14 protein-coding genes are annotated in these 19,215 nt (G+C 70.7%); 2 read left to right on the top strand and 12 right to left on the bottom strand.

Annotation, left to right across the window (positions count from 1 at the left end):
• Window positions 1-54 precede the first annotated feature (54 nt).
• Both argG and AB0B57_RS31505 read right to left on the bottom strand, forming a co-directional pair.
• Complete coding sequence (gene argG, locus AB0B57_RS31510) at window positions 55-1,506, bottom strand: argininosuccinate synthase (RefSeq protein WP_357078055.1); 1,452 nt, start codon at window positions 1,504-1,506, stop codon at window positions 55-57.
• 47 nt (window positions 1,507-1,553) lie between these two features.
• Complete coding sequence (locus tag AB0B57_RS31505; RefSeq protein ID WP_357078052.1) at window positions 1,554-2,375, bottom strand: RNA methyltransferase; 822 nt, start codon at window positions 2,373-2,375, stop codon at window positions 1,554-1,556.
• 117 nt (window positions 2,376-2,492) lie between these two features.
• Between AB0B57_RS31505 and AB0B57_RS31500 the strand changes: the two genes are divergently transcribed.
• Complete coding sequence (locus tag AB0B57_RS31500) at window positions 2,493-4,340, top strand: thiamine pyrophosphate-requiring protein (RefSeq protein WP_357078049.1); 1,848 nt, start codon at window positions 2,493-2,495, stop codon at window positions 4,338-4,340.
• A 101-nt stretch (window positions 4,341-4,441) separates the two neighbouring features.
• Here AB0B57_RS31500 and AB0B57_RS31495 read toward each other — a convergent pair whose 3' ends face one another.
• The 9 genes from AB0B57_RS31495 to AB0B57_RS31455 form a co-directional block, all read right to left on the bottom strand.
• Entirely contained in the window at window positions 4,442-6,706 is a 2,265-nt protein-coding gene (locus AB0B57_RS31495) for a transglycosylase domain-containing protein (protein WP_357078156.1), read from the bottom strand.
• A 26-nt stretch (window positions 6,707-6,732) separates the two neighbouring features.
• Entirely contained in the window at window positions 6,733-7,122 is a 390-nt protein-coding gene (locus tag AB0B57_RS31490; protein ID WP_357078046.1) for a hypothetical protein, read from the bottom strand.
• On the bottom strand, window positions 7,119-9,845 hold the full coding sequence (locus tag AB0B57_RS31485; RefSeq protein ID WP_357078043.1) for a hypothetical protein: 2,727 nt from the start codon (window positions 9,843-9,845) through the stop codon (window positions 7,119-7,121). The genes AB0B57_RS31490 and AB0B57_RS31485 overlap by 4 nt, the downstream gene beginning before the upstream one ends.
• 58 nt (window positions 9,846-9,903) lie before the next feature.
• Complete coding sequence (locus AB0B57_RS31480; protein ID WP_357078040.1) at window positions 9,904-11,406, bottom strand: class I SAM-dependent methyltransferase; 1,503 nt, start codon at window positions 11,404-11,406, stop codon at window positions 9,904-9,906.
• Window positions 11,407-11,419: 13 nt separating this feature from the next.
• Complete coding sequence (locus AB0B57_RS31475; protein WP_357078037.1) at window positions 11,420-12,418, bottom strand: L-histidine N(alpha)-methyltransferase; 999 nt, start codon at window positions 12,416-12,418, stop codon at window positions 11,420-11,422.
• Between the two features lie 222 nt (window positions 12,419-12,640).
• Complete coding sequence (locus AB0B57_RS31470) at window positions 12,641-13,636, bottom strand: hypothetical protein (protein WP_357078035.1); 996 nt, start codon at window positions 13,634-13,636, stop codon at window positions 12,641-12,643.
• A gap of 618 nt (window positions 13,637-14,254) precedes the next feature.
• Complete coding sequence (locus AB0B57_RS31465) at window positions 14,255-15,058, bottom strand: hypothetical protein (RefSeq protein ID WP_357078032.1); 804 nt, start codon at window positions 15,056-15,058, stop codon at window positions 14,255-14,257.
• A gap of 151 nt (window positions 15,059-15,209) precedes the next feature.
• On the bottom strand, window positions 15,210-16,316 hold the full coding sequence (locus AB0B57_RS31460) for an SPFH domain-containing protein (RefSeq protein WP_357078029.1): 1,107 nt from the start codon (window positions 16,314-16,316) through the stop codon (window positions 15,210-15,212).
• A gap of 5 nt (window positions 16,317-16,321) precedes the next feature.
• Window positions 16,322-16,795 carry an NfeD family protein gene (locus AB0B57_RS31455; RefSeq protein ID WP_357078026.1) on the bottom strand — a complete coding sequence of 158 codons (474 nt, stop codon included), beginning with the start codon at window positions 16,793-16,795 and terminating at the stop codon, window positions 16,322-16,324.
• A gap of 128 nt (window positions 16,796-16,923) precedes the next feature.
• On the opposite strand from AB0B57_RS31455, the gene AB0B57_RS31450 reads away from it, so the two are divergent.
• Window positions 16,924-18,237, top strand: a complete 1,314-nt coding sequence (locus AB0B57_RS31450) for a serine hydrolase domain-containing protein (protein ID WP_357078023.1) — start codon at window positions 16,924-16,926, stop codon at window positions 18,235-18,237.
• 131 nt (window positions 18,238-18,368) lie between these two features.
• Here AB0B57_RS31450 and AB0B57_RS31445 read toward each other — a convergent pair whose 3' ends face one another.
• Window positions 18,369-19,181 (bottom strand): DUF3097 domain-containing protein, encoded by an 813-nt coding sequence (locus AB0B57_RS31445; protein ID WP_357078020.1) that lies wholly within the window; start codon window positions 19,179-19,181, stop codon window positions 18,369-18,371.
• Between the last annotated feature and the right edge of the window lie 34 nt (window positions 19,182-19,215).

The raw sequence follows: 19,215 nt of genomic DNA, 5'->3' as shown, positions 1-19,215 counted from the left end.
ACGCCGGTTCTCGACATTCGCCGGGCGACGTCACGGAGGGGCCATGGGGGTCGCTCAGTCGACGCCGAACTCCATCGCGGCCCGGTCGAGCGCCTCGTCGTCGCCGGAGGAGACACCCCGGGAGGCGATCGCCTCCGCGCCGCCCTGCGGCATCGCGCCGATCAGGCCGGTGGAGGCCGCCTGCGCGGCACCGACCATCCGCTGCGGGCTCGCCCCGCCGACCATGCCGAGGTTGGCGTACTGCTCCAGCTTCGCCCGCGAGTCGGCGATGTCCAGGTTGCGCATGGTGAGCTGGCCGATCCGGTCCGACGGGCCGAACGCCGAGTCCTCGGTACGCTCCATCGACAGCTTGTCGGGGTGGTAGCTGAAGGCCGGGCCGGTGGTGTCGAGGATCGAGTAGTCCTCGCCCCGGCGCAGCCGCAGCGTCACCTCGCCGGTGACCGCCGTGCCGACCCAGCGCTGCAACGACTCGCGCAGCATCAGTGCCTGCGGGTCCAGCCAGCGACCCTCGTACATCAGCCGACCGAGGCGGCGACCCTCGTTGTGGTAGTTGGCCAGGGTGTCCTCGTTGTGGATGGCGTTGACCAACCGCTCGTACGCGTAGTGCAGCAGCGCCATTCCGGGCGCCTCGTAGATGCCGCGGCTCTTGGCCTCGATGATCCGGTTCTCGATCTGGTCGGACATGCCGAGGCCGTGCCGGCCGCCGATCGCGTTGGCCTCCAGCACCAGGTCGACGGGGCTGCCGAACTCCTTGCCGTTGATCGTCACCGGGCGACCCTGGTCGAAGCCGATCGTGACGTCCTCGGTCGGGATCTCCACCGCCGGGTCCCAGAACCGGACGCCCATGATCGGGCTGACCGTCTCGATGCCGGTGTCGAGGTGTTCCAGGGTCTTCGCCTCGTGCGTGGCGCCCCAGATGTTGGCGTCGGTGGAGTACGCCTTCTCGGTGCTGTCCCGGTAGGGCAGCCCGCGTTCGAGCAGCCACTCCGACATCTCCTTGCGCCCACCCAGTTCGGTGACGAAGTCGGTGTCGAGCCACGGCTTGTAGATGCGCAGCATCGGGTTGGCCAGCAGGCCGTACCGGTAGAACCGCTCGATGTCGTTGCCCTTGAAGGTGGAGCCGTCGCCCCAGATCTGGACATCGTCGGAGATCATCGCCCGCACCAGCAGGGTCCCGGTCACGGCCCGGCCGAGCGGCGTGGTGTTGAAGTACGCCCGTCCGCCCGAGCGGATGTGGAACGCCCCGCAGGTCAACGCCGCCAGGCCCTCCTCGACGAGGGCGGCACGGCAGTCGACGACTCGGGCGAGCTCGGCGCCGTAGCTGAGGGCGCGGCCGGGCACCGAGCCGATGTCGGGCTCGTCGTACTGGCCGATGTCGGCGGTGTAGGCGCAGGGGACGGCGCCCTTGTCGCGCATCCACGCGACCGCGACCGAGGTGTCGAGGCCGCCGGAGAAGGCGATGCCGACACGTTCGCCGGAGGGCAGGGAGGTGAGAACCTTGGACACGGGGAAAATTATGCAACAGACCGCATGGGCATGCAAGCTGAAGCGATCTACTCTCCGTCGAACCCCGGATCGTCGCGGCTCAACTCCCAGAAGGCGACAGCCGCGGCGGCGGCGACGTTCAACGAATCCACTCCGCGGCGCATCGGGAGCCGCACCCGTACGTCACTGGCGCTCTGCGCGGCTCCGGTCAACCCGGGGCCCTCGGCACCGAACAGCAACGCCGCCCGCGCCCGCTGGTCCGGGGAGAGCCGCTGCATCGGCAACGCGTCCGCCGCCGGGGTCAACGCCAGCACCGTGAAGCCGGCCTCCCGCACCTCCTCCAGACCCGCCGGCCAGCGGCTGAACTTCGCGTACGGCACCGCGAAGACCTCACCCATGCTGACCCGGACGCTGCGCCGGTAGAGCGGGTCGGCGCAGGTCGGCGACAACAACACTCCGTCGATGCCGAGCGCGGCGGCGCCCCGGAAGATCGCACCGAGATTGGTGTGGTTGTTGATGTCCTCCAGGATCACCACCCGGCGCGCGGCGGCGAGCACCTCGGCCGCCGTCGGCAGCGGCCGGCGGTGGAACGACGCCAGCACCCCCCGGTGTACGTGGAAACCGGTGGCCCGTTGCAGCACGTCCTGCGTCGCGGCGTACACCGGCGCGTCCCCGGTGTCCAGGTCGGCGAGCTGGTTGATGCGCTTGGCGTCGACCAGGTACGACCGGGCCGGGTAGCCGGCCCGCAGCGCCCGGCGCAGCACCAGCTCACCCTCGGCGATGAACAGGCCGTGCGGCGGCTCCCAGCGGGTGCGCAGCTCGACGTCGGTGAGCGCGCGGTAGTCGGCGATGCGGTCGTCGTCAGGGTCGGTGATCTCGTGGACGGGCACCCGACGATTCTGCCGGACGGCGCACCTCGCCCACCGATGCCCACCCGTGGGGTGTTTTGTCCGAAGGAGAAGGGGAACGACGGTGGACTACCGGACCCGACGGGAAGGACCACCCAGGTGAGCGCAGACCACACCGGAGCGGGCGAGGCCGGCGCTCTCCCCCGGCACCCCACCGTCGCGGACCACATCGTGTCGCGACTGTTGAGCTGGGGCGTGCACCGCTACTTCGGCTACCCCGGAGACGGCATCAACGGCCTCACGTCCGCGCTGCAACGCACCAACGGGCGCACCCAGTTCATCCAGGTACGCCACGAGGAGACCGCGGGCTTCGCCGCGTCGGCGCACGTCAAGTACGGCGGCGGGCCGCTGGGCTGCGCGCTGGTGACCAGCGGGCCGGGCGCGATCCACCTGCTCAACGGCCTGTACGACGCCAAGCTCGACCACCAGCCGGTGATCGCCCTGGTCGGGCACACCGCGACCACCGCCGAGGGCGGCGGCTACTACCAGGAGGTCGACCTGCTCGCCCTCTACAAGGACGTGGCGGCGGCGTTCCTCGCCCAACTCGACCACCCGGCGCAGGTACGCCACCTGGTCGACCGCGCGTGTCGCACCGCGTTGGCCCGGCGTACCGTCACCGCCCTGATCCTGCCCCTGGACATCCAGGACGAGCCGGCCATCCCGGACCCGCCCCACGCGCACGGGTACTACCAGACCAGCAACGTGCCGAGCAGCACTCCCACCGTGCCGCCGGCGGCCGACCTGCGGCGGGCCGCCGAGGTGCTCAGCGGTGGCAAGCGGGTGGCCATGCTGGTCGGGCAGGGTGCGCTGGGCGCGCAGGAGGAGGTCCGCGAGATCGCCCATCGACTCGGCGCCGGGGTGGCCACCGCCCTGCTCGGCTTCACAGTCGTCGACCACCGCGAACCATGGGTCACCGGGGCGATCGGGCTGCTCGGCACCCGGCCCAGCTGGCAGTTGATGACCGGCTGCGACAGGCTGCTGATCGTGGGCAGCAACATGCCGTACTCGGAGTTCTATCCCCCACCCGGGCAGGCCCGCGCGGTGCAGATCGACCTGGACGGCACGCAGCTCGGGCTGCGGTACCCGACCGAGGTGAACCTGACCGGGGACGCCCGCCCCACGTTGCGGGCGTTGCTGAACGAGCTGGGCCCCGGCCCCGGGCCGACCGCCTGGCGGGCGGAGATCGCCGAGGCCACCTCGGCGTGGCGTCGGGTGCAACGCGACCTGGCCGAGCAGACCGCCGACCCGGTCAACCCACAACTGCTCTTCCACACCCTCAACGAGCGCCTGCCCGACGACGTGCTGCTCGCCGTCGACTGCGGCACCACCACCGCCTGGTACGCCCGCCACCTCCAGGTCCGCCCCGGGATGCTCGCCAGCCTGTCCGGCACCCTGCTGTCCATGGGCGGTGCCATGCCGTACGCGCTGAGCGCCAAGTTCGCCCACCCGGACCGACCGCTCGTCGCGCTGATCGGCGACGGCGCCATGCAGATGAACGGCGTCAACGAGCTGATCACCGTGGCGAAGTACTGGCGCGGTTGGGCCGACCCCCGGTTCGTGGTGCTGGTGTTGAACAACCGGGATCTGGCGTTCGTAAGCTGGGAGCAACGTTCCAGCGAGGGGACGCCGATGTTCCCGGACAGCCAGCAGTTGCCGGACATCGCCTACCACCAGTGGGCGGAGGTGCTCGGGCTGCACGGTGAGCTGGTCGACTCGCCCGAGCAGGTGCCCGGCGTCTGGGAGCGGGCGTTCGCCGCCGACCGACCGGTGGTCATCAACGCCTTGGTCGACCCGGCCGAGCTGATGCTGCCGCCGCACTTCACCGTCGAACAGGCCCGCAACACCGCGGCGGCGGTGCTGCGCGGCGACACCGACTGGGCCGGCATCATCCGCCGCGGCCTCCCGTCGACCCTGGCGAGCTACCGTCCCCGCCGCCGCAAGGGCTGACCCCGCCCCGGCGCCGTCGATCATGGAGTTGTGGTGGTGGATGGAAGCCGCGAGCAGCCGCATAACGGGCACCACAAGTCCATGATCGACGGGCCAGGCGGTTAGCCTCGCCGGTTCAGCCAGCGGTCCAGCGGCGAGAGGCGGTTGTCGTTCTGGTTTTGCGGGCTCTGCGGGACCGTCGGGCGCTCTACCGGGCGCCGGGGGTCGCCGGCCAACTCGTGGCTGGGTGCGGCGAACGCCTTCTCCGGCTGGCCCTTGACGGCGGTGGCGATCACCCGGGCAACCGCGTCGATCACCTTGCTCTGCACCGCCGAACCCACCGCGTCGGCCGGATCGTCCGGGTTGGCGGCGATGCCGGCCACCGCGACCTGCGGGGTGAAGCCGACGAACGTCTCGGTGGAGTTCTGCTCCGAGCTACCCGTCTTACCGGCCACCGGCCGGCCGTCGAGGATGTCGTTCACACCGGTGGCGGTGCCACCGTTGCACTGCCCGAACGCCGACTGCTGGCCCACCGGGCAGCGCGCGGCGTCGGTCGCGGCACGGGCGACGTCCGGGTCGAGGACCCGCTTGCAGGACGGCTGCCCGACCGGCACCTTCTCGCCGTTCGCGGCGGTCACCGAGCGCACCGGCACCGGCGTGCAGTAGGTGCCCTCGGCGGCCACCGTGGCGTACGCGTTGGCCAGGTCGAGCGGGGTGGTGGCGGCCACGCCGAGGGTGAACGAACCCCAGTTCGCGGAGTTGTTCTTCGCGAAGGCGGCGTCCGAGTCGGCGCGGAAGGTGATGCCGAGCCGCTGCGCCATCTCGACCACCTTGTCCTGCCCGACCTGCTCGGCCAACCAGACGAAGTAGGTGTTCACCGAGCGGCCGAAGCCGTCCCACATCATCCGGTACCCGTCCATCCAGTCCGGGTTGGCGTTCGCCGGGCACCAGTGGCCGTCGCAGCTGCCCGGCCCCTCGGCGGCGTAGCGGGTGGGAAGCTTGGCGGGCGCGTCGAAGCCGGTGGAGAGGGTACGGCCCGACTCCAGCGCGGCGAGCATGGTGAACAGCTTGAAGGTGGAACCGGCCTGGTACCCGTCGACGCTGGCCCCGCCGGAGATCAACGGGTTCACGGTGTTCGGATAGTTCGGCTGCCCGGCCGGATTGTCGGCCAGGCTGTAGTGCCGATTGACCGCCATCGCCAACACCTGCCCGGTGCCCGGCTGCACCGCCGCGATCGGCAGGGCGTGCTTGCTGCCGTACCCGTAGACCTTGGTGGCCTGCTGCTGTGCGGTGGCCTGGATCTTCGGGTCCAACGAGGTGACCACGGTGTAGCCACCCGAGCGCAGGGCCTGCTCGCGCTCCGCGACGGTGGCCCCGAACGCCGGCTGGGCGACCCACCAGCGCCGCAGGTAGTCGCAGAAGTAACCCCAGTCGTCGTGCCCCTGGGACACGGCGGTGCAGCCGTTGGGCTGGGCGGTGGGGTGCAGGGCCAGCGGTTCCGTCTTGGCCTGGGCGGCCTGCGCGGCGGTGATCGCGCCGGTGGCGACCATCGAGTCCAGCACGTACGACCGGCGGGCCAGCGCGTCGTTCTTGTTCCCGTCGATCGGGCTGTACGCGTCCGGGGACTGCACCAGGCCGGCGAGCAGGGCCGACTCGGCGAGGGTCAACTGCGCCGGAGGCTTGCCGAAGTAACGCTGGCTGGCCGCCGCGACCCCGTACGCGCCGGAACCGAAGTAGGCGATGTTCAGGTACCGGTCGAGGATCTCGTCCTTGCCGAGGTTCTTGTCCAGGGCACTCGCGTACCGGATCTCCTGGATCTTGCGCCCGACGGTGGGGTCGGTGGCGGCGGCGCGTTCCTCGGCGGTGCGGGTGGGGTCGGTCTTGAGGACGTTACGGACGTACTGCATGGTCAGCGTCGAGCCGCCCTGCTCGGTGCCGCCGCCCTTGACGTTGGCGACCACGGCTCGGGCGAGGCCGCGCAGGTCCGCCCCACCGTGGTCGTAGAAGCGCCGGTCCTCGGCCGCCACGATCGCCTGCCGCATCACCGGGGCGATCTCCGACAACGGCACGTCGGTACGGTTCACGTCGTAGAACGTGGTGATCAGCGTCTTGCCGTCGTTGGCGTAGAGGTAGGAGCGCTGCGGAGTGGCCGGGGTCTTCAGCGAGGCCGGCAACGCGGCGTACGACCCGAGCGCGGAGCGGGCGGTGAGCCCGAGCAGCAGGTTGCCCGGCAGCGCGGCGACTGCCAGGGCAAGCCCGGCCAACACGCCGGCGAGCAGCACGGTGAACAGCCGCGACAGCGGCGAGCGGGAGGCGGCCATGCTCCCCAGGATTGCCACGAAGTGGGGAAATCGGCCAGCCTGGGCGGCAATTGTCAGGCAATTCACCGACAACCGGGGCGGCGGCCCGGCCGTCAACCACTCAGTACGCCGCTCCAGCGGATGAAACCGGGCAACAGGAGCACGGCGCACACCAGCGCCAGAACCGTCATCACCAACGGCAGCCGGGCGCGCCGCAACGCCCGGCGCAGGTACTCCTGCCGGATCTCCTGCTTCTCGGGCTCGCTGAAGTCACGGTCGATGTAGAGGTCGGCGTCCCGTTCGGCCGCCTGGAACAGGTGCGCCGCCCAGGTCAGGAAACCGGCGGCGACCACCCAGAGCGCCGAATCCAGCGCGATCTTGCCGGTGGAGACATCCGTGCCCGCCGGGCCGGTGGAGACGGACGTGAGCATGTTGATCCCGGCTCCGGCGAAGAGCCCGGCCAGGAAGTTCAGCGTCGACGGCGCGGGCACCGCGATGCTCACGAGCCTGCCTCCGATCCCGCGTCCGGCCACGGCAGGTCCGGCCAGGCGACGCCGCAGACCCGGCGCCCGAGCGCGTCGATCCGCTCCAGCAGCTCTCGATCGGCATGCTCGTCCAGGAGGCTGGTCAGCTCCGTGAGCTGGGCTCGGTAGTCCAGCTGTTCATTGATCACCTTTTCCACCGCCGGCGTCCGCATCGGCCCGTCGCGCTTGGCGATCCGTTCGCGGATCGTCCCCTCGATCTGCTCGCACCCCCGCTGCCAGGCACGCAGATTGCGCCGGGACAGGGACGCCCCGTTGGCGGACGACGTGACGGTCTGCGGCGCCACGGCCACCTCCGACGGCTCGGACGGCTCGGGCCGACCCTGGTTGATGACGTGACCGAACAGTTTCAGGCTCTCCAACTGCACGATCCGCCACACGATGTCGGCGAGTTGGGCTGCCACGAACGGAATGCGCAGTCGCTCCTCGGGCGCGGTGGACAGCAGCGTCGGGTTCTTCTCGGTGGCGATCCGCTGGAACAGCGCCCGGAGGTGTTCCTGGGTGCCGTTGGCGGCCCCGGTGCAGAGCAGCGTCGCCTCCAGCGCCTGCGCCATGTCGATCTCCCGCCCCGGGGTGGTCCACTCCCTCTCGCGCCCCATCAGCCAGGCGTGCGCGGTCTCCACCTCCGGCCGCGTCGGCGACACTCCGGCGCGCACCAGCGCACTGAGGCACATGGCGGTGGTGGCCTCGTCGCGGTTCCACGTGCCGGTGCCGCTGCGCCACCAGTTGTCGAACGGCCCGCCCGCGGACACCTGCCGCAGGAGCCAGTTGCAGGCGTCCCGGACCACCGGGTGGTCCATGCGCAGGTTGGCCTGAGTGAGACCGAGGACCACCCGCGCGGTCACCCACGGCACCCGCGCCGGGTAGAAGTAGCCGTCCTCGTGCTGGGCCTCGCGGGCCACCCCGATGAGGAGGTCGATGCGTTTCTGGTCCTGGTGGACGGCGGGCGCGGAACCCTCGAAGCCGAGCAGGAGACCGAGCACCCAGTTGCGGTACATCTGGTCGGTGTCCAACTCCTCGGCGCGCAGGCCGGCCAGGTGCGGTGCCGCGCCGAGGAGGGCGTCCTCCGTGGCCATCGACTGCTGGATCTCCTCGAAATCCTCGTAGTCGGCGGTCACACCACCCACCGGCACGGGCAGCTTGCAGCCGGGCGCCTCGTAGCTCCACCGCGGCCGTACCACGCCGGCGATCTCCCACCAGGAGTCGACGTGGTTGAGCTGGTTCAGCGCGCTCGCGGCGAAGACGGCGGCACCGGAATTGTCCTTCCAGGACCTGTCGTCGCCGCTGCGCTTGCGCATCGTCCTGCCGAGCCGGATCAGCGTCTCCCAGGTGCTGAGCAGGTGCAGGGTGTCGGTCCGCGCCGCGTCCGGCGGGACCAACTGGTCGAGCCGGCTCAGCGTCGCCTTCATCAGGCGCTCCCCGCCGCGCTGCAGATGCAGCCACACGTTGCGCTCCGGGCTCTTCCACCGGCGATCCGCGTCCCAGTGCCGACGGGCGTGGTTCATCACCAGTTGCGCCCGACGGCGGGAGCCGATCAGGTAGGCGCCGTCGATCTGGTAGATGAGGCCGTCGTCGCGCAACCGCACGAGCGCCTGCCGCAACGGACCCGCCTCCCGGGTGGCCATCTGCAGCTCCAACACGCCCAGGCAGGCCACCCGGTAGAGCACCTCACGCTGGTCGTCGCTCGTCACCTGCCGGGTGTAATACGCCTCCAGGTCCGCCTCGGTGGGCACGGTGCCGTGCCGCCCGTAGAGGTGGATCGCCGTCAGGGCGATGTGCACGTCATCCTGTGCCAGTCGCCGGATCGTCTGCCAGTGCGCCTCGTCGATGCCACTGTCGACAAGCAGTTGGGTGACCAGCGGCCGGCCCTCGGCGAGAACCTGTCGCAGCTCACGAGTGGGTTCGCCACCGGCGAGGGTGGGGCCCGCCACCTTGTAGCTCGTCGCGAGCACCTGCACCTCGAGGCCGAAGTCCGAGCGCAGCCGGGTCACACAGTCGAACAACTCGTTGAGCACCAGCGGATTCGCGTGCAGGTTCTCCAGGACGACCAGGTAACGGCCGGAGCGACTCCGCTCCTGCTCCAGCAGGGCCAGCACGATCGACTCTGGACCGTCCGCCGGATCGGCGAGATTGAGCCACACGACACCGTCGTCGGCGCGCCGCTTGTCGGCGATGTTGGCCACCAGCGCCGACTTCCCGCAGCCGTGCTCACCGATCACCAGCACGTCCCGGCCAGCCTCCAGCTGCCGTTCCACCTGGGTGGAGGCCTCGGTCAGCCGGTCCAGCCGGGCGTAGTACTCCATCGCCTCGGCCGAGGGCGGCTCGGCGTGCCCGACCCGCCGCGGCTGCCAGCGGAGACCGAACGGATCCTTCTGCAGGGCGTACGCGACAAGCACCAACGGCGTGACCGCGTGGGCCCCGTCCCCCTCGGTCGTGGTCCGGACGACGTGCTCGGAGAGCCGCACCTCGGCGGTGTGCCCCATCGCCTCCACCCGGACGACCAGCTCGTGCCCCACGCTGTCGCGGAACTCCGCCGTCGCGCTGACGACCCGCAGCGCGGCGGGCCGCTCGTCGAGCATGGCGGTCTGGGCGGTGAGATCCTTGTGGGCCGCGGTGAGCAACTCGTACGCGACCGGCTTGGGGCCGAGCGCCTTGACGGCCAACCAGGGTGAATAGTCGGGCACCGACCCCCCCCCTTCGGCGATCACCGTGGGTCCACCAAGTCACCACGACAGGTAAATGCTAACCGCCAGTCCTCCCGCTGTCGCAGGGCAGGTCCACGCGCAGTTGGAGGTACTGGGTCCGGACCAGCTCCCCGTGGACGGACTTCACGTCCGAATCGGACACGTGGAAGCCACCCCGGTCGAACGCCGCCCGCACCTCGTCGGCGTCACCGAGATCGTGGCTGGCCATCCGCGTCGCGTACCGGCGGGCGGCGTCGGCAAGCTCGTCCAGCTCCACCGAGAGCAGCCCACGCCAACCGGCGGCCCGCTCCCGGAACCGCAGCTCGAAATCGTCCACGAGATCCGACACCCGGTGGCGGTCGTCCTGCTCCTCGTCGTCCTTCGGCCACTCGTTGCCCGGATGCAGCCGGACGGTGGTGATCACCGAACCGCCCGGATTCAGCAGCGCGGACCAGCTGCCGATCACCGCGTCCGCCGAGGCGCGGTTGAACCGGGTCAGGAACGCGTCGGCCAACACCAGGTCGAACCGGCCGCCCTCGACGAGCTGCGCGACCGCGTCGGGACAGGTCACGTCGGCCTGGTGCACCTCGACCCGGGCGCCGATCTGCCTGGCGTACCAGTCGCAGGCCAGCAGTGGCGTCTGACACATGTCGAGCACGTGCACGTCCAGGTCGGCGGGAATGCCCCCGAGCGCCGACCGCACCGCCTCCAGGAGGAAGGCGAGGATGGTGTAGTCGGCCGTGCCGCTGATCAACACCCGGCGCGCGCCCCGGCGGATCGCCTCGGCCAACTGCCCGGCGTAGAACTCCGCGTGCCACTGCGGGCTGCTGACCATGTCGAACAGGCGCAGGTACTGCCACGACTGGTGGTACCAGGAGCAACTGCTCCGGTCCAGGTGCGACGGCCCGCAGGACATCGGCGCCATCGCGTACAGCATGTTGGCCGACTGGAGCAGCCAGCGGGTCAGCTCCGGGCCGGGCCGGCGCGGCCGGCCCCGGTCGGGCAGGCACGACCGGCTCATCAGGCTGTCCCAGAGCAGGCGGGCCCGAGTCACCTCCTCGGAGTGGCCACTGACCACCCAGGACGCGAGGCCGTCCCCGCCCACCTCCTGCCGGACCACCACCTGACCGTCGATCAGCCACATGTCGGTCATCGGCACCAGGGGACGTTCGCCGGCGATGAACACGGGCACCATCACCGCGTCCAGATCGTGCGCACGGTCCTCCGCCAACTGTCTGTCGACCTCCCCCGAGCCCACGTCCTCGCCTGGCACGAGGTACATGCGGCGTACCGTCGCGCGTCGCGCCAGTTGGCGGAACAACGCCCGGGAGAACGGATCGGCGGGCCGACCGGCAGTGGTGTACGGGACGATCTGGCACAGCTCGTCGTGCACCCCGGCGACCAGCCCCTGCACCAACTCGTCCATCGCCGCGCCGGGTAGCCGCACGCAGTTGGGGTCGGTCCCCTCGTAGGAGGCCCGATAGAAGAGGCTGGCCCGACGCGCCCGGTCGATCAGGTCGGCGGGCGTGACCCTCTCAGGCGCCCCCTTTCGCTCGGTCATGTCCGCCACTCCCTCACCCTCGCGACGCCGTGATCACCAAATGGTGGCTTCCGGGCGCCAACTCGGCGTGCCGGATGCGCCAACCTGCGTCCCGGACGGCGGCAATGACGTCGGGATAGCTGAACCTGCGGGACTGGAAGCAGCGGATGCGGTGGCCCGCCGGCAGCCGTGTGCCATCCAGGACACCCGGTCGGCGCAACACCGCCTCGCCGGTCACCGTCGCGTCCCGCCAGCGCAGCACGAAATCCAGGTCGGCCTCGGACAGGCCGGCGGCGAGCAGCGGCTCCAGGGCCGCGCCACGGAACTCCGAGCACCGGTACGGTGCCAACACCGTGTCCGCCGGCTCGTCCGGCCGGCCCACCACCACACTCAGCACGAGCACGTCGCGCGGACGCAGTGAGGCCCGGATGTTGGCCAGGGCGGCGGTCGGGCATTCCAGGTTGCCGAGGGTGTGCCCGAGCAGGCAGGCGACCACCGGGTCGGGCCCGGGCCGCCACCGCTCGACCCCCTCGGAGGAGCCGGCCTCGATGTCCCACACGTGAGAGTCAACGCTCATCTGGCCACCCGCGAAGTGGGCCAACCGGTGACAGGCGATGGCGAGCAGGGTGGCGCTGAAGTCCAACGCGAGGTAACGCCGACAGGGGTGGCCAAGGCTGGTCAGCCGGTTGAGGAAGGCGCTGCTGCGTTTGCCGTTGCCCGGGCCGATCTCCGCGACGGCCAGCGCCCCGGCCGTCAGCGTCCGAGCGGCCAGCAGGGCTTCGGCTTCGTGGCGCGCGGAGGCCAGCATGCTCAGGTAGTCGTCGGTGCGGGCGTAGGCGTCGTGGGTGTGGGCGGCACTTCCGGCGTACGCGAACTTGAGGGGCAGCTGACCGGCGTGGATGGCCGCCAGCGCGGCGCGGCGATGTCGCTCACACTCGAAGTGCGGTGACCGGCACCGGGTCGCGTCACCCGTCGGACCTGATTGCGCTCGCAGGATGCCACCCGTGCCCGCCTCGCCGATCGTCTCTGCCACAACGTCCTCCGACGAAGTCAGAGTTACCGTCGGCCTGATAGTAGGGCAATGACGCAGGACAATGGCTCCGATGCGCCCGGGTTGTTTCACGATCTGTAAGCACCGCATCCCTTTTGCCAGGACTAGCAGACCGAAAAGCCAAACGCCACCGGCCGTCAGCCCGCTTTATCCGAGCCGAACGGCTATCCCTGCGCCAGCAGAGTGCATATCACCGGGCTGAGCTCAGTTCGGCCGACCGCTGCGGTTGCGCAACTGCTGCACCGCGGCCCGAGCCGCCGTGGTGAACGTGGGAGGGGTGAACTCGTGCCGCTGCCAGTCGCCGTGCAGCCCGCCGATGTCGTCGACCCCCTCCTCCACCAGCAGCACCATGTACTTGCTGAACGCGAGGGCGGCACCTTTCTCTTCGATCAACCAGGCGCTGGTCGCGAACTTCTCTCCGGGCTCGGCGAATTGCCGGGACCGGGTCATTAACGAGACGAAGAACTCGCACTCCCGAATTCTGTTCAGAACCGCCATTCCCACGTACCCGTCCGCGGCCCGGCCGGTGATCACGGTGAAACCGTTGTCCTCCAACAACCCGCTGAGGCCCCGGACGAACCCGTCCTCCTCCTTGAACCGGTACGACAGGAAGACGGTGTTGCTCGCGACCTTCGGCCGCACCAGACCCGAGTCGGGCCGCACGTGTTCCAGGATCCGTGCCTGATCGACGTCGTCGACCAGCCGTTCCAACTCGTCGTCGCCGCTCGTGGTCGCCCGGTCGCGCACCTCGTCGAGGAGCCGATCCGCCTTGGACCTGCTGCTGGCGAGCAGCCGGAACGCCTGGCAGTTGGTCAGCACCACGTCGGCCTCCGCCGCCAGCATCTCCGGCGGCGTCCGCTTGTCGAGCGTGAACGCGTCCCGCAAACGGCTCCGGTCACCGTGGTAGAACGCCACCGCATGTTCCTCCACTCGCGCCAGGTCGACGTAGAGCACCACGGCGGCCCCCTCGCCCGACTGGGACAGCGCGAACCTGCCGGCCTGCGCCAGATCGGTGCTGAGCGGATCGACGACGATCACGTCGAATGTGCCCGCGCCCGCCTCCCGAACGGCGTCGGCGAGACTTCCGACCGCCATCACCCGCTCCACCAACGGGCTGGAGGTCAGTTCCTGGTAGAGCCGCCCCGCGGCGGCGTCATCACTATCGCAGAGCAGTATGGTCAATCGGGGAAGCGCAGCCACGATATTGCTCCATGAATGTCGACATCGGCGGGAATGGAGCACCAATGGTGGCACGGTCCATCGACGGGTCACCTCCACGTTGCGTCCCTCGACAATGACCAAACGGACCCGTCCCGCGCCGTTGGGATGGGGCGTCATGGGCTGTGTGCTTTCCGGGACCGCACCCCTGGGCCCGGGGTGGAGCCCCGCCCGGGGGAGTCGACGTCACGGCGAGTGGACCGGCGTTCGGCTGCCACCCCGGTGCGACCCGGGCCCGTCGACCCACGCCCTCACCAGCGGCGGAGCCCCCTCCAGCGTCTCCGCACGTCGATGGCGTCGACCGTCTTGAACCCACCGACCGCCGCGGCGGTGTCGACGAGTAGCGGTAACGACGTCGACAGAGACAGGCCGCGATTCGCGCCCGTCGGCACGGAGGTCAAGGATCCGACAGTTCGGAGAACCACCATTCCCGCGGGCGCAGTTCCATGGACTCGGTCATTCCGCCGGGTTGACGCCGCCAGCGGCTTTTCGCCGAGACCAGGTGGACACCGCCGCCGGTTTTCCGCAGGGGTCGAGTTGACGCCACCGCCGGCTTTTGCCATGGCCGGGTTGACGCCCGTCGGCTTTTCTCGCGACGACTCAGGCGGCGGAAACGGGACCTCCCGGGGCGGTGGGTGGCGGGGCCGGGGTGGAGAGACTGGCGCTGGCCGCGTCGCGGGCGGTTTCCCGGGGCATCAGGCGACCGGAACGGTAGCCGATGCCGATGCCGGCGATCAGCACGAAGATCGCGCCGAACGTCTGGAGCGAACCGATCAGGGCGCCCCCCAGGCCGAGAAGGGGCGCGGCGATGATCAGCATGATGCCGTCGCCGAGACTGAACATGCCCGAGCGGGCCACCGCCCACCCGGTCAGGAACCAGCCCACGCTGTAGAACGTCGCGCCGATCAGGACCAGCGACCGCGCGGTGGTCCCGAAGACCGGCGTCTGCTCGGCGAGCCCGGCGAAGGGCAGCAGCAGCACGGTGCCGGCGATGCTGACCAGCAGCCCGGCGGCGGCCACCCGGCGGCTGCGGGTCGCGGCCAGCAGCCCGGTGAGCGCCAGCAGCGCGAGCAGGCCGAGCCAGACCGCGGCCACCCAACCGATCAGGTACACCGCCCGGCCGTCGGCCGGATAGGGGTCGTTACCCACCCCGCCGTCACTGGCCATCGCCACCGCGCCATAGAGGATGGCGTACGCGGGCAGCAGCCACACGGCCGCCCGCGCGAACCGACGCACCGACCAGGCCCAGCTGGCGTTCGTGGCCGGGCCGGCCGGGGTCGGCTCACCGACGAACGGCAGTACGCTGAACCCGCCACCGGTGCTGCGGGACCCCAGCGGTGCGACCGGGTCGTGCGCGCCGGGCACCGGGGCCGAGGACCACATCCGATTCGCCGGATCCTTCATGCGTCACCTCGCTCGTCCGCGAGTGGTGCGGAACGCGCCGGGGCGCCCCGATTGCCTGGTCACCACCCGTCCTAGGACCGATCGTGGCAGGCGTCGGAGCGCCCCATGAGCCTTTCTCGCATTTATCCGGCCGGGCGGCCGGCGTCCTGGATCAGCCGCGCTCGCGCTGGTCGGCCGGGTCCTCGGTCAGGCTGGCCGAGGACACCGGCTCCGGCGCGGGCAGCCCCTGCGGCTTGTTGCCACCGGCGGCCTGCGCCTCGGCGACGCGTACCTCGTCGTGGATCTGCTGGGCGGCGTCCGCCGCGGCCTGCGCCGCCTCCGCGGCCTCCCGCTCGACCTGGCTCGCGTGCTCGGCCGCCTCCGGCGCGGGCAGATCCCCCACCATCTGGCTCAACCCGCCGAGCGCGCCACCCATCCCCTCCAGGGCCTTGGTCAGCTCGGCCGGGATAATCCAGACCTTGTTGGCGCTGCCCTGCGCGATCTGCGGCAGGGCTTGCAGGTATTGGTAGGCGAGCACCTTCTGGCTCGGGTTCGCCTGGTGGATCGCGTCGAAGACCGTCCGGATCGCCTTCGCCTGACCCTCGGCCTGCAGGATCCGGGCCTGCCGGTCACCGTCGGCCCGCAGCACCGCGGACTGCTTGTCACCCTCGGCGGTGAGGATCACCGACTGCTTGTGACCCTCGGCGGTGAGGATCGCCGCGCGGCGGTCCCGCTCGGCGCGCATCTGCTTCTCCATCGAGTCACGGATGCTGGCCGGCGGCTCGATCGCCTTGATCTCGACCCGGGTCACCTTGATGCCCCATCGGCCGGTGGTCTCGTCCAGCACGCCGGAGAGGTGCCGGTTGATCTCGTCCCGGCTGGTCAGCGCACGCTCCAGGTCCAACGAGCCGATCACGTTACGCAGCGTGGTGACGGTCAGCTGTTCGATGGCCTGGAGGAAGCTGGAGATCTCGTAGGTCGCCCGGACCGAGTCGACCACCTTGAAGTAGAGCACCGTGTCGATCGAGACCACGAGGTTGTCCGAGGTGATCACCGGCTGCGGCGGGAAGCTGACCACCTGCTCCCGCATGTCGACCTTGGTGCGCACCGCGTCGATGAACGGCACCAGCAGGTTGAGGCCGGGGCTGAGGGTGCGCTTGTACTTGCCGAGCCGTTCCACCACATCCTGGCGTTGCTGCGGCACGATCCGCACCGCCTTGGCCAGCGTTATCACGGCGATCAACGCCACCGCGATCACCAGCACGCCGATTAAGGTCATCCCGTTCACCCTCTCGCTTCCGGCAGCTCACCGGCGGAAGAAATATCGTCCTGCCACACCAGGGCTGTCGCACCCCGGACTTTGATCACCCGAACCCGCTGACCTGGGTCGAACGTCTGCGTCGTGTCGTACGGGCGGGCACTCCACAACTCACCGTCGATCTTGACGAGGCCGTGGTCGGCGTCCACCCGCTCCAGCACCAACGCCGTGGAACCCTCGATCGCTTCCACACCGAACGGCTGCTCGCCGCTCTCCAGCGACGAACGCTGGTGCCGCCGCAGGGCCGGCCGGGCCACCAACAGACTCAGCGCCGACACCACCGCGAAGACCAGCGCCTGCACCGCTACCGGCGCGCCCAGGGCGGCGGCACCACCAGCGGCGAACGCACCGGCCGCGAACATGATCAGAAATAGCGTCGTCGTGAAGATCTCGGCGACGGCCAGCAGTACACCCAAAACGATCCACACCACGGCGTCCACACCACGATCGTGACACGCGAACGCACGCGCGGCCTCCCCAGGAAGATCAGTAGGCTCGGCGAATCCCTTTCCGGCCCTGATGCGGTGGCTCCGGCCCTGATTCGGCGGCCCGACCCGAGGAGATCCCGTTGACCCTGCTCCCCGAGACCGCCCGACAGATCGACGCCCAGGTCGCCCAGGCGCAGCTCGACGGCCATGCCCCGTCGCTGGTGCTGGGCGTGGTCCGCGACGGCGCGCTCGTCCACCTGGCCACCGCCGGTGAGCACCCCCGTCCGGACGTCGACCTGCAGTACCGGTTGGGCTCGATCAGCAAGACGATGACCGCAACCCTGATCATGCAACTGCGCGACGCCGGCCGGCTGGCCGTCGACGACCCGCTGGAGGAACACCTCCCCGGCACCGGAGTCGGCGCGCTGACCCTGCGCCAACTCCTCGCCCATGCCAGCGGCCTCCAGCGCGAGCCCGAGGGCGACTGGTGGGAACGGGCCGCGGGCGTCGACCTGGCCACCCTGCGCACCGGGGTCACCCCCGACAAGATCGCCTACCCGCCGCACGCCACCTACCACTACTCCAACCTGGCATACGGGCTGCTCGGCGGACTCCTCGAACGGCTCACCGGGACGCCCTGGGCCGACCTGCTCGACGAGCGGATCCTCACTCCGCTGGCCATGCGCCGCACCACGTACGCGGCCACCGAGCCGTTCGCCCGTGGCTACGTCGTCCACCCCTGGCACGACACCCTGCGCGAGGAACCGCGTACCGACACCGGAGCGATGGCACCCGCCGGGCAGCTCTGGTCGACGATCGAGGACCTGGGCCGGTGGGCCGCGTTCCTGGCCGACCCCGACCCGTCGGTGCTGGCCGCCGAGACGCTTACCGAGATGTGCTCCCCCGTGGTGATCAGTGACCTGGACGCCTGGACCCACGGGCACGGCCTCGGGGTGGAGCTCTTCCGGGAGGGCAACCGGGTGTACGTCGGCCACGGCGGCTCGATGCCCGGCTACGGCGCCTCGTTGGCCGTGCACCGCCCCACCCGTACCGCCGTGGTCGGCCTGGTCAACGCGTACACCCTGCGCACCGTGCACCTCGGCGCGCTCGGACGACGGCTACTCACCCTGGTGTTGGACGCCGAACCCGCTCCGGTCACCCCGTGGCGGCCGGCCACCGCCCCGCCGCCCGCCGAGCTGGCCGAGCTGACCGGCCCCTGGTGGTGGATGGGCACCATGATCCACGTGTACGCGGACACCGCCGGCGACCTGCGCGCCGGACCGGTCGGCGCACCCACCCTCCGCTTCGTCGCCGAGGGCCCGGACCGCTGGCGAGGCCGGGCCGGCGTGCAGGACGGCGAGATCCTCACGGTGCGCCGCGACGAGCGGGGCCGGGCGGTCGCGCTGGACATCGCCACCTTCGTCTACACCCGCACCCCCGACCAGGAGCCCTGAGCCCGGCCCGCCAACCGCCCCACGCATGATCGACTCGGTTTCCCGAAAGCGGGGGTGTCGGATCGTCCCGGACACCCCCGCTTCCCGAAATCCGAGTCGATCAACGAGGTCGGGCGTCAGGTCGAGGCAGGTCAGGTTGGTTCGGTGACGAAGTCGATCAGGCGTTCCATCGCGTTGATCAGGGGCGTCTCCACGTCGGCGAAGCTGTCCACCCGGGACAGGATGTGCCGCCACATCGCCGCCGGTTCGGCCACCCCGAGGGCCGCGCAGACCCCCTCCTTCCAGGGCTGCCCCGGTGGCACCACCGGCCACGCCGCGATGCCCAGCGCCCTCGGCTTCACCGCCTGCCAGACGTCCACGTAGGGGTGGCCGGTGACCAGCACGTACGGCGAGTTGACCCGGGCGACGATCCGACTCTCCTTGCTGCCCGGCACCAGGTGGTCGACGAGCACGCCGAGGCGTCGGGTCGGGCCGGGGCCGAAGTCGCGTACCTCGGCGTCGAGGGCGTCGATGCCGTCCAACGGCTCCACGACCACGCCCTCGATGCGCAGGTCGTCACCCCAGATCCGCTCGACCAGCGCGGCGTCGTGGATGCCCTCCACCCAGATCCGGCTGGCCTTGGCCACCTGGGCGCGAACGTTGTCCACCGCCACCGAACCGGACGCCGTCCGTCGACGGGCCGCCGGCACCGGCGCGCGGCTCGGGCGGCGCAGCGTCACCGGGCGACCGTCGAGCAGGAACGCCGCCGGCAGCAGCGGAAAGTTGCGTCGTCGGCCATGCCGGTCCTCCAGGACCACGGCGCCGGCCTCGAAGCCCACCACCGCTCCGCAGAAGCCGGAGTCGGCATCCTCCACGACGAGATCCGGCTCGGCGTCCACCTCGGGGGTGACCTTCCGCCGCCGCCAGTCTCCCGCCAACACGTCCTCGCCGTATCGCCCCGCCACGTCGATCACGCTAACCCCCACGCCCCCGCCCCAC

The sequence above is a fragment of the Micromonospora sp. NPDC049101 genome, assembly GCF_040648675.1.
In the GTDB taxonomy this organism is placed as follows: domain Bacteria; phylum Actinomycetota; class Actinomycetes; order Mycobacteriales; family Micromonosporaceae; genus Micromonospora.
This window is presented reverse-complemented; position numbering and strand designations above follow the sequence as displayed.

Bases quoted from the DNA above. Each gene is read 5' to 3' on its own strand.
- AB0B57_RS31465 (WP_357078032.1), bottom strand. From the start codon at position 15,058: ATGAAGGATCCGGCGAATCGGATGTGGTCCTCGGCCCCGGTGCCCGGC.
- AB0B57_RS31460 (WP_357078029.1), bottom strand. From the start codon at position 16,316: ATGACCTTAATCGGCGTGCTGGTGATCGCGGTGGCGTTGATCGCCGTG.
- AB0B57_RS31480 (WP_357078040.1), bottom strand. From the start codon at position 11,406: ATGACCGAGCGAAAGGGGGCGCCTGAGAGGGTCACGCCCGCCGACCTG.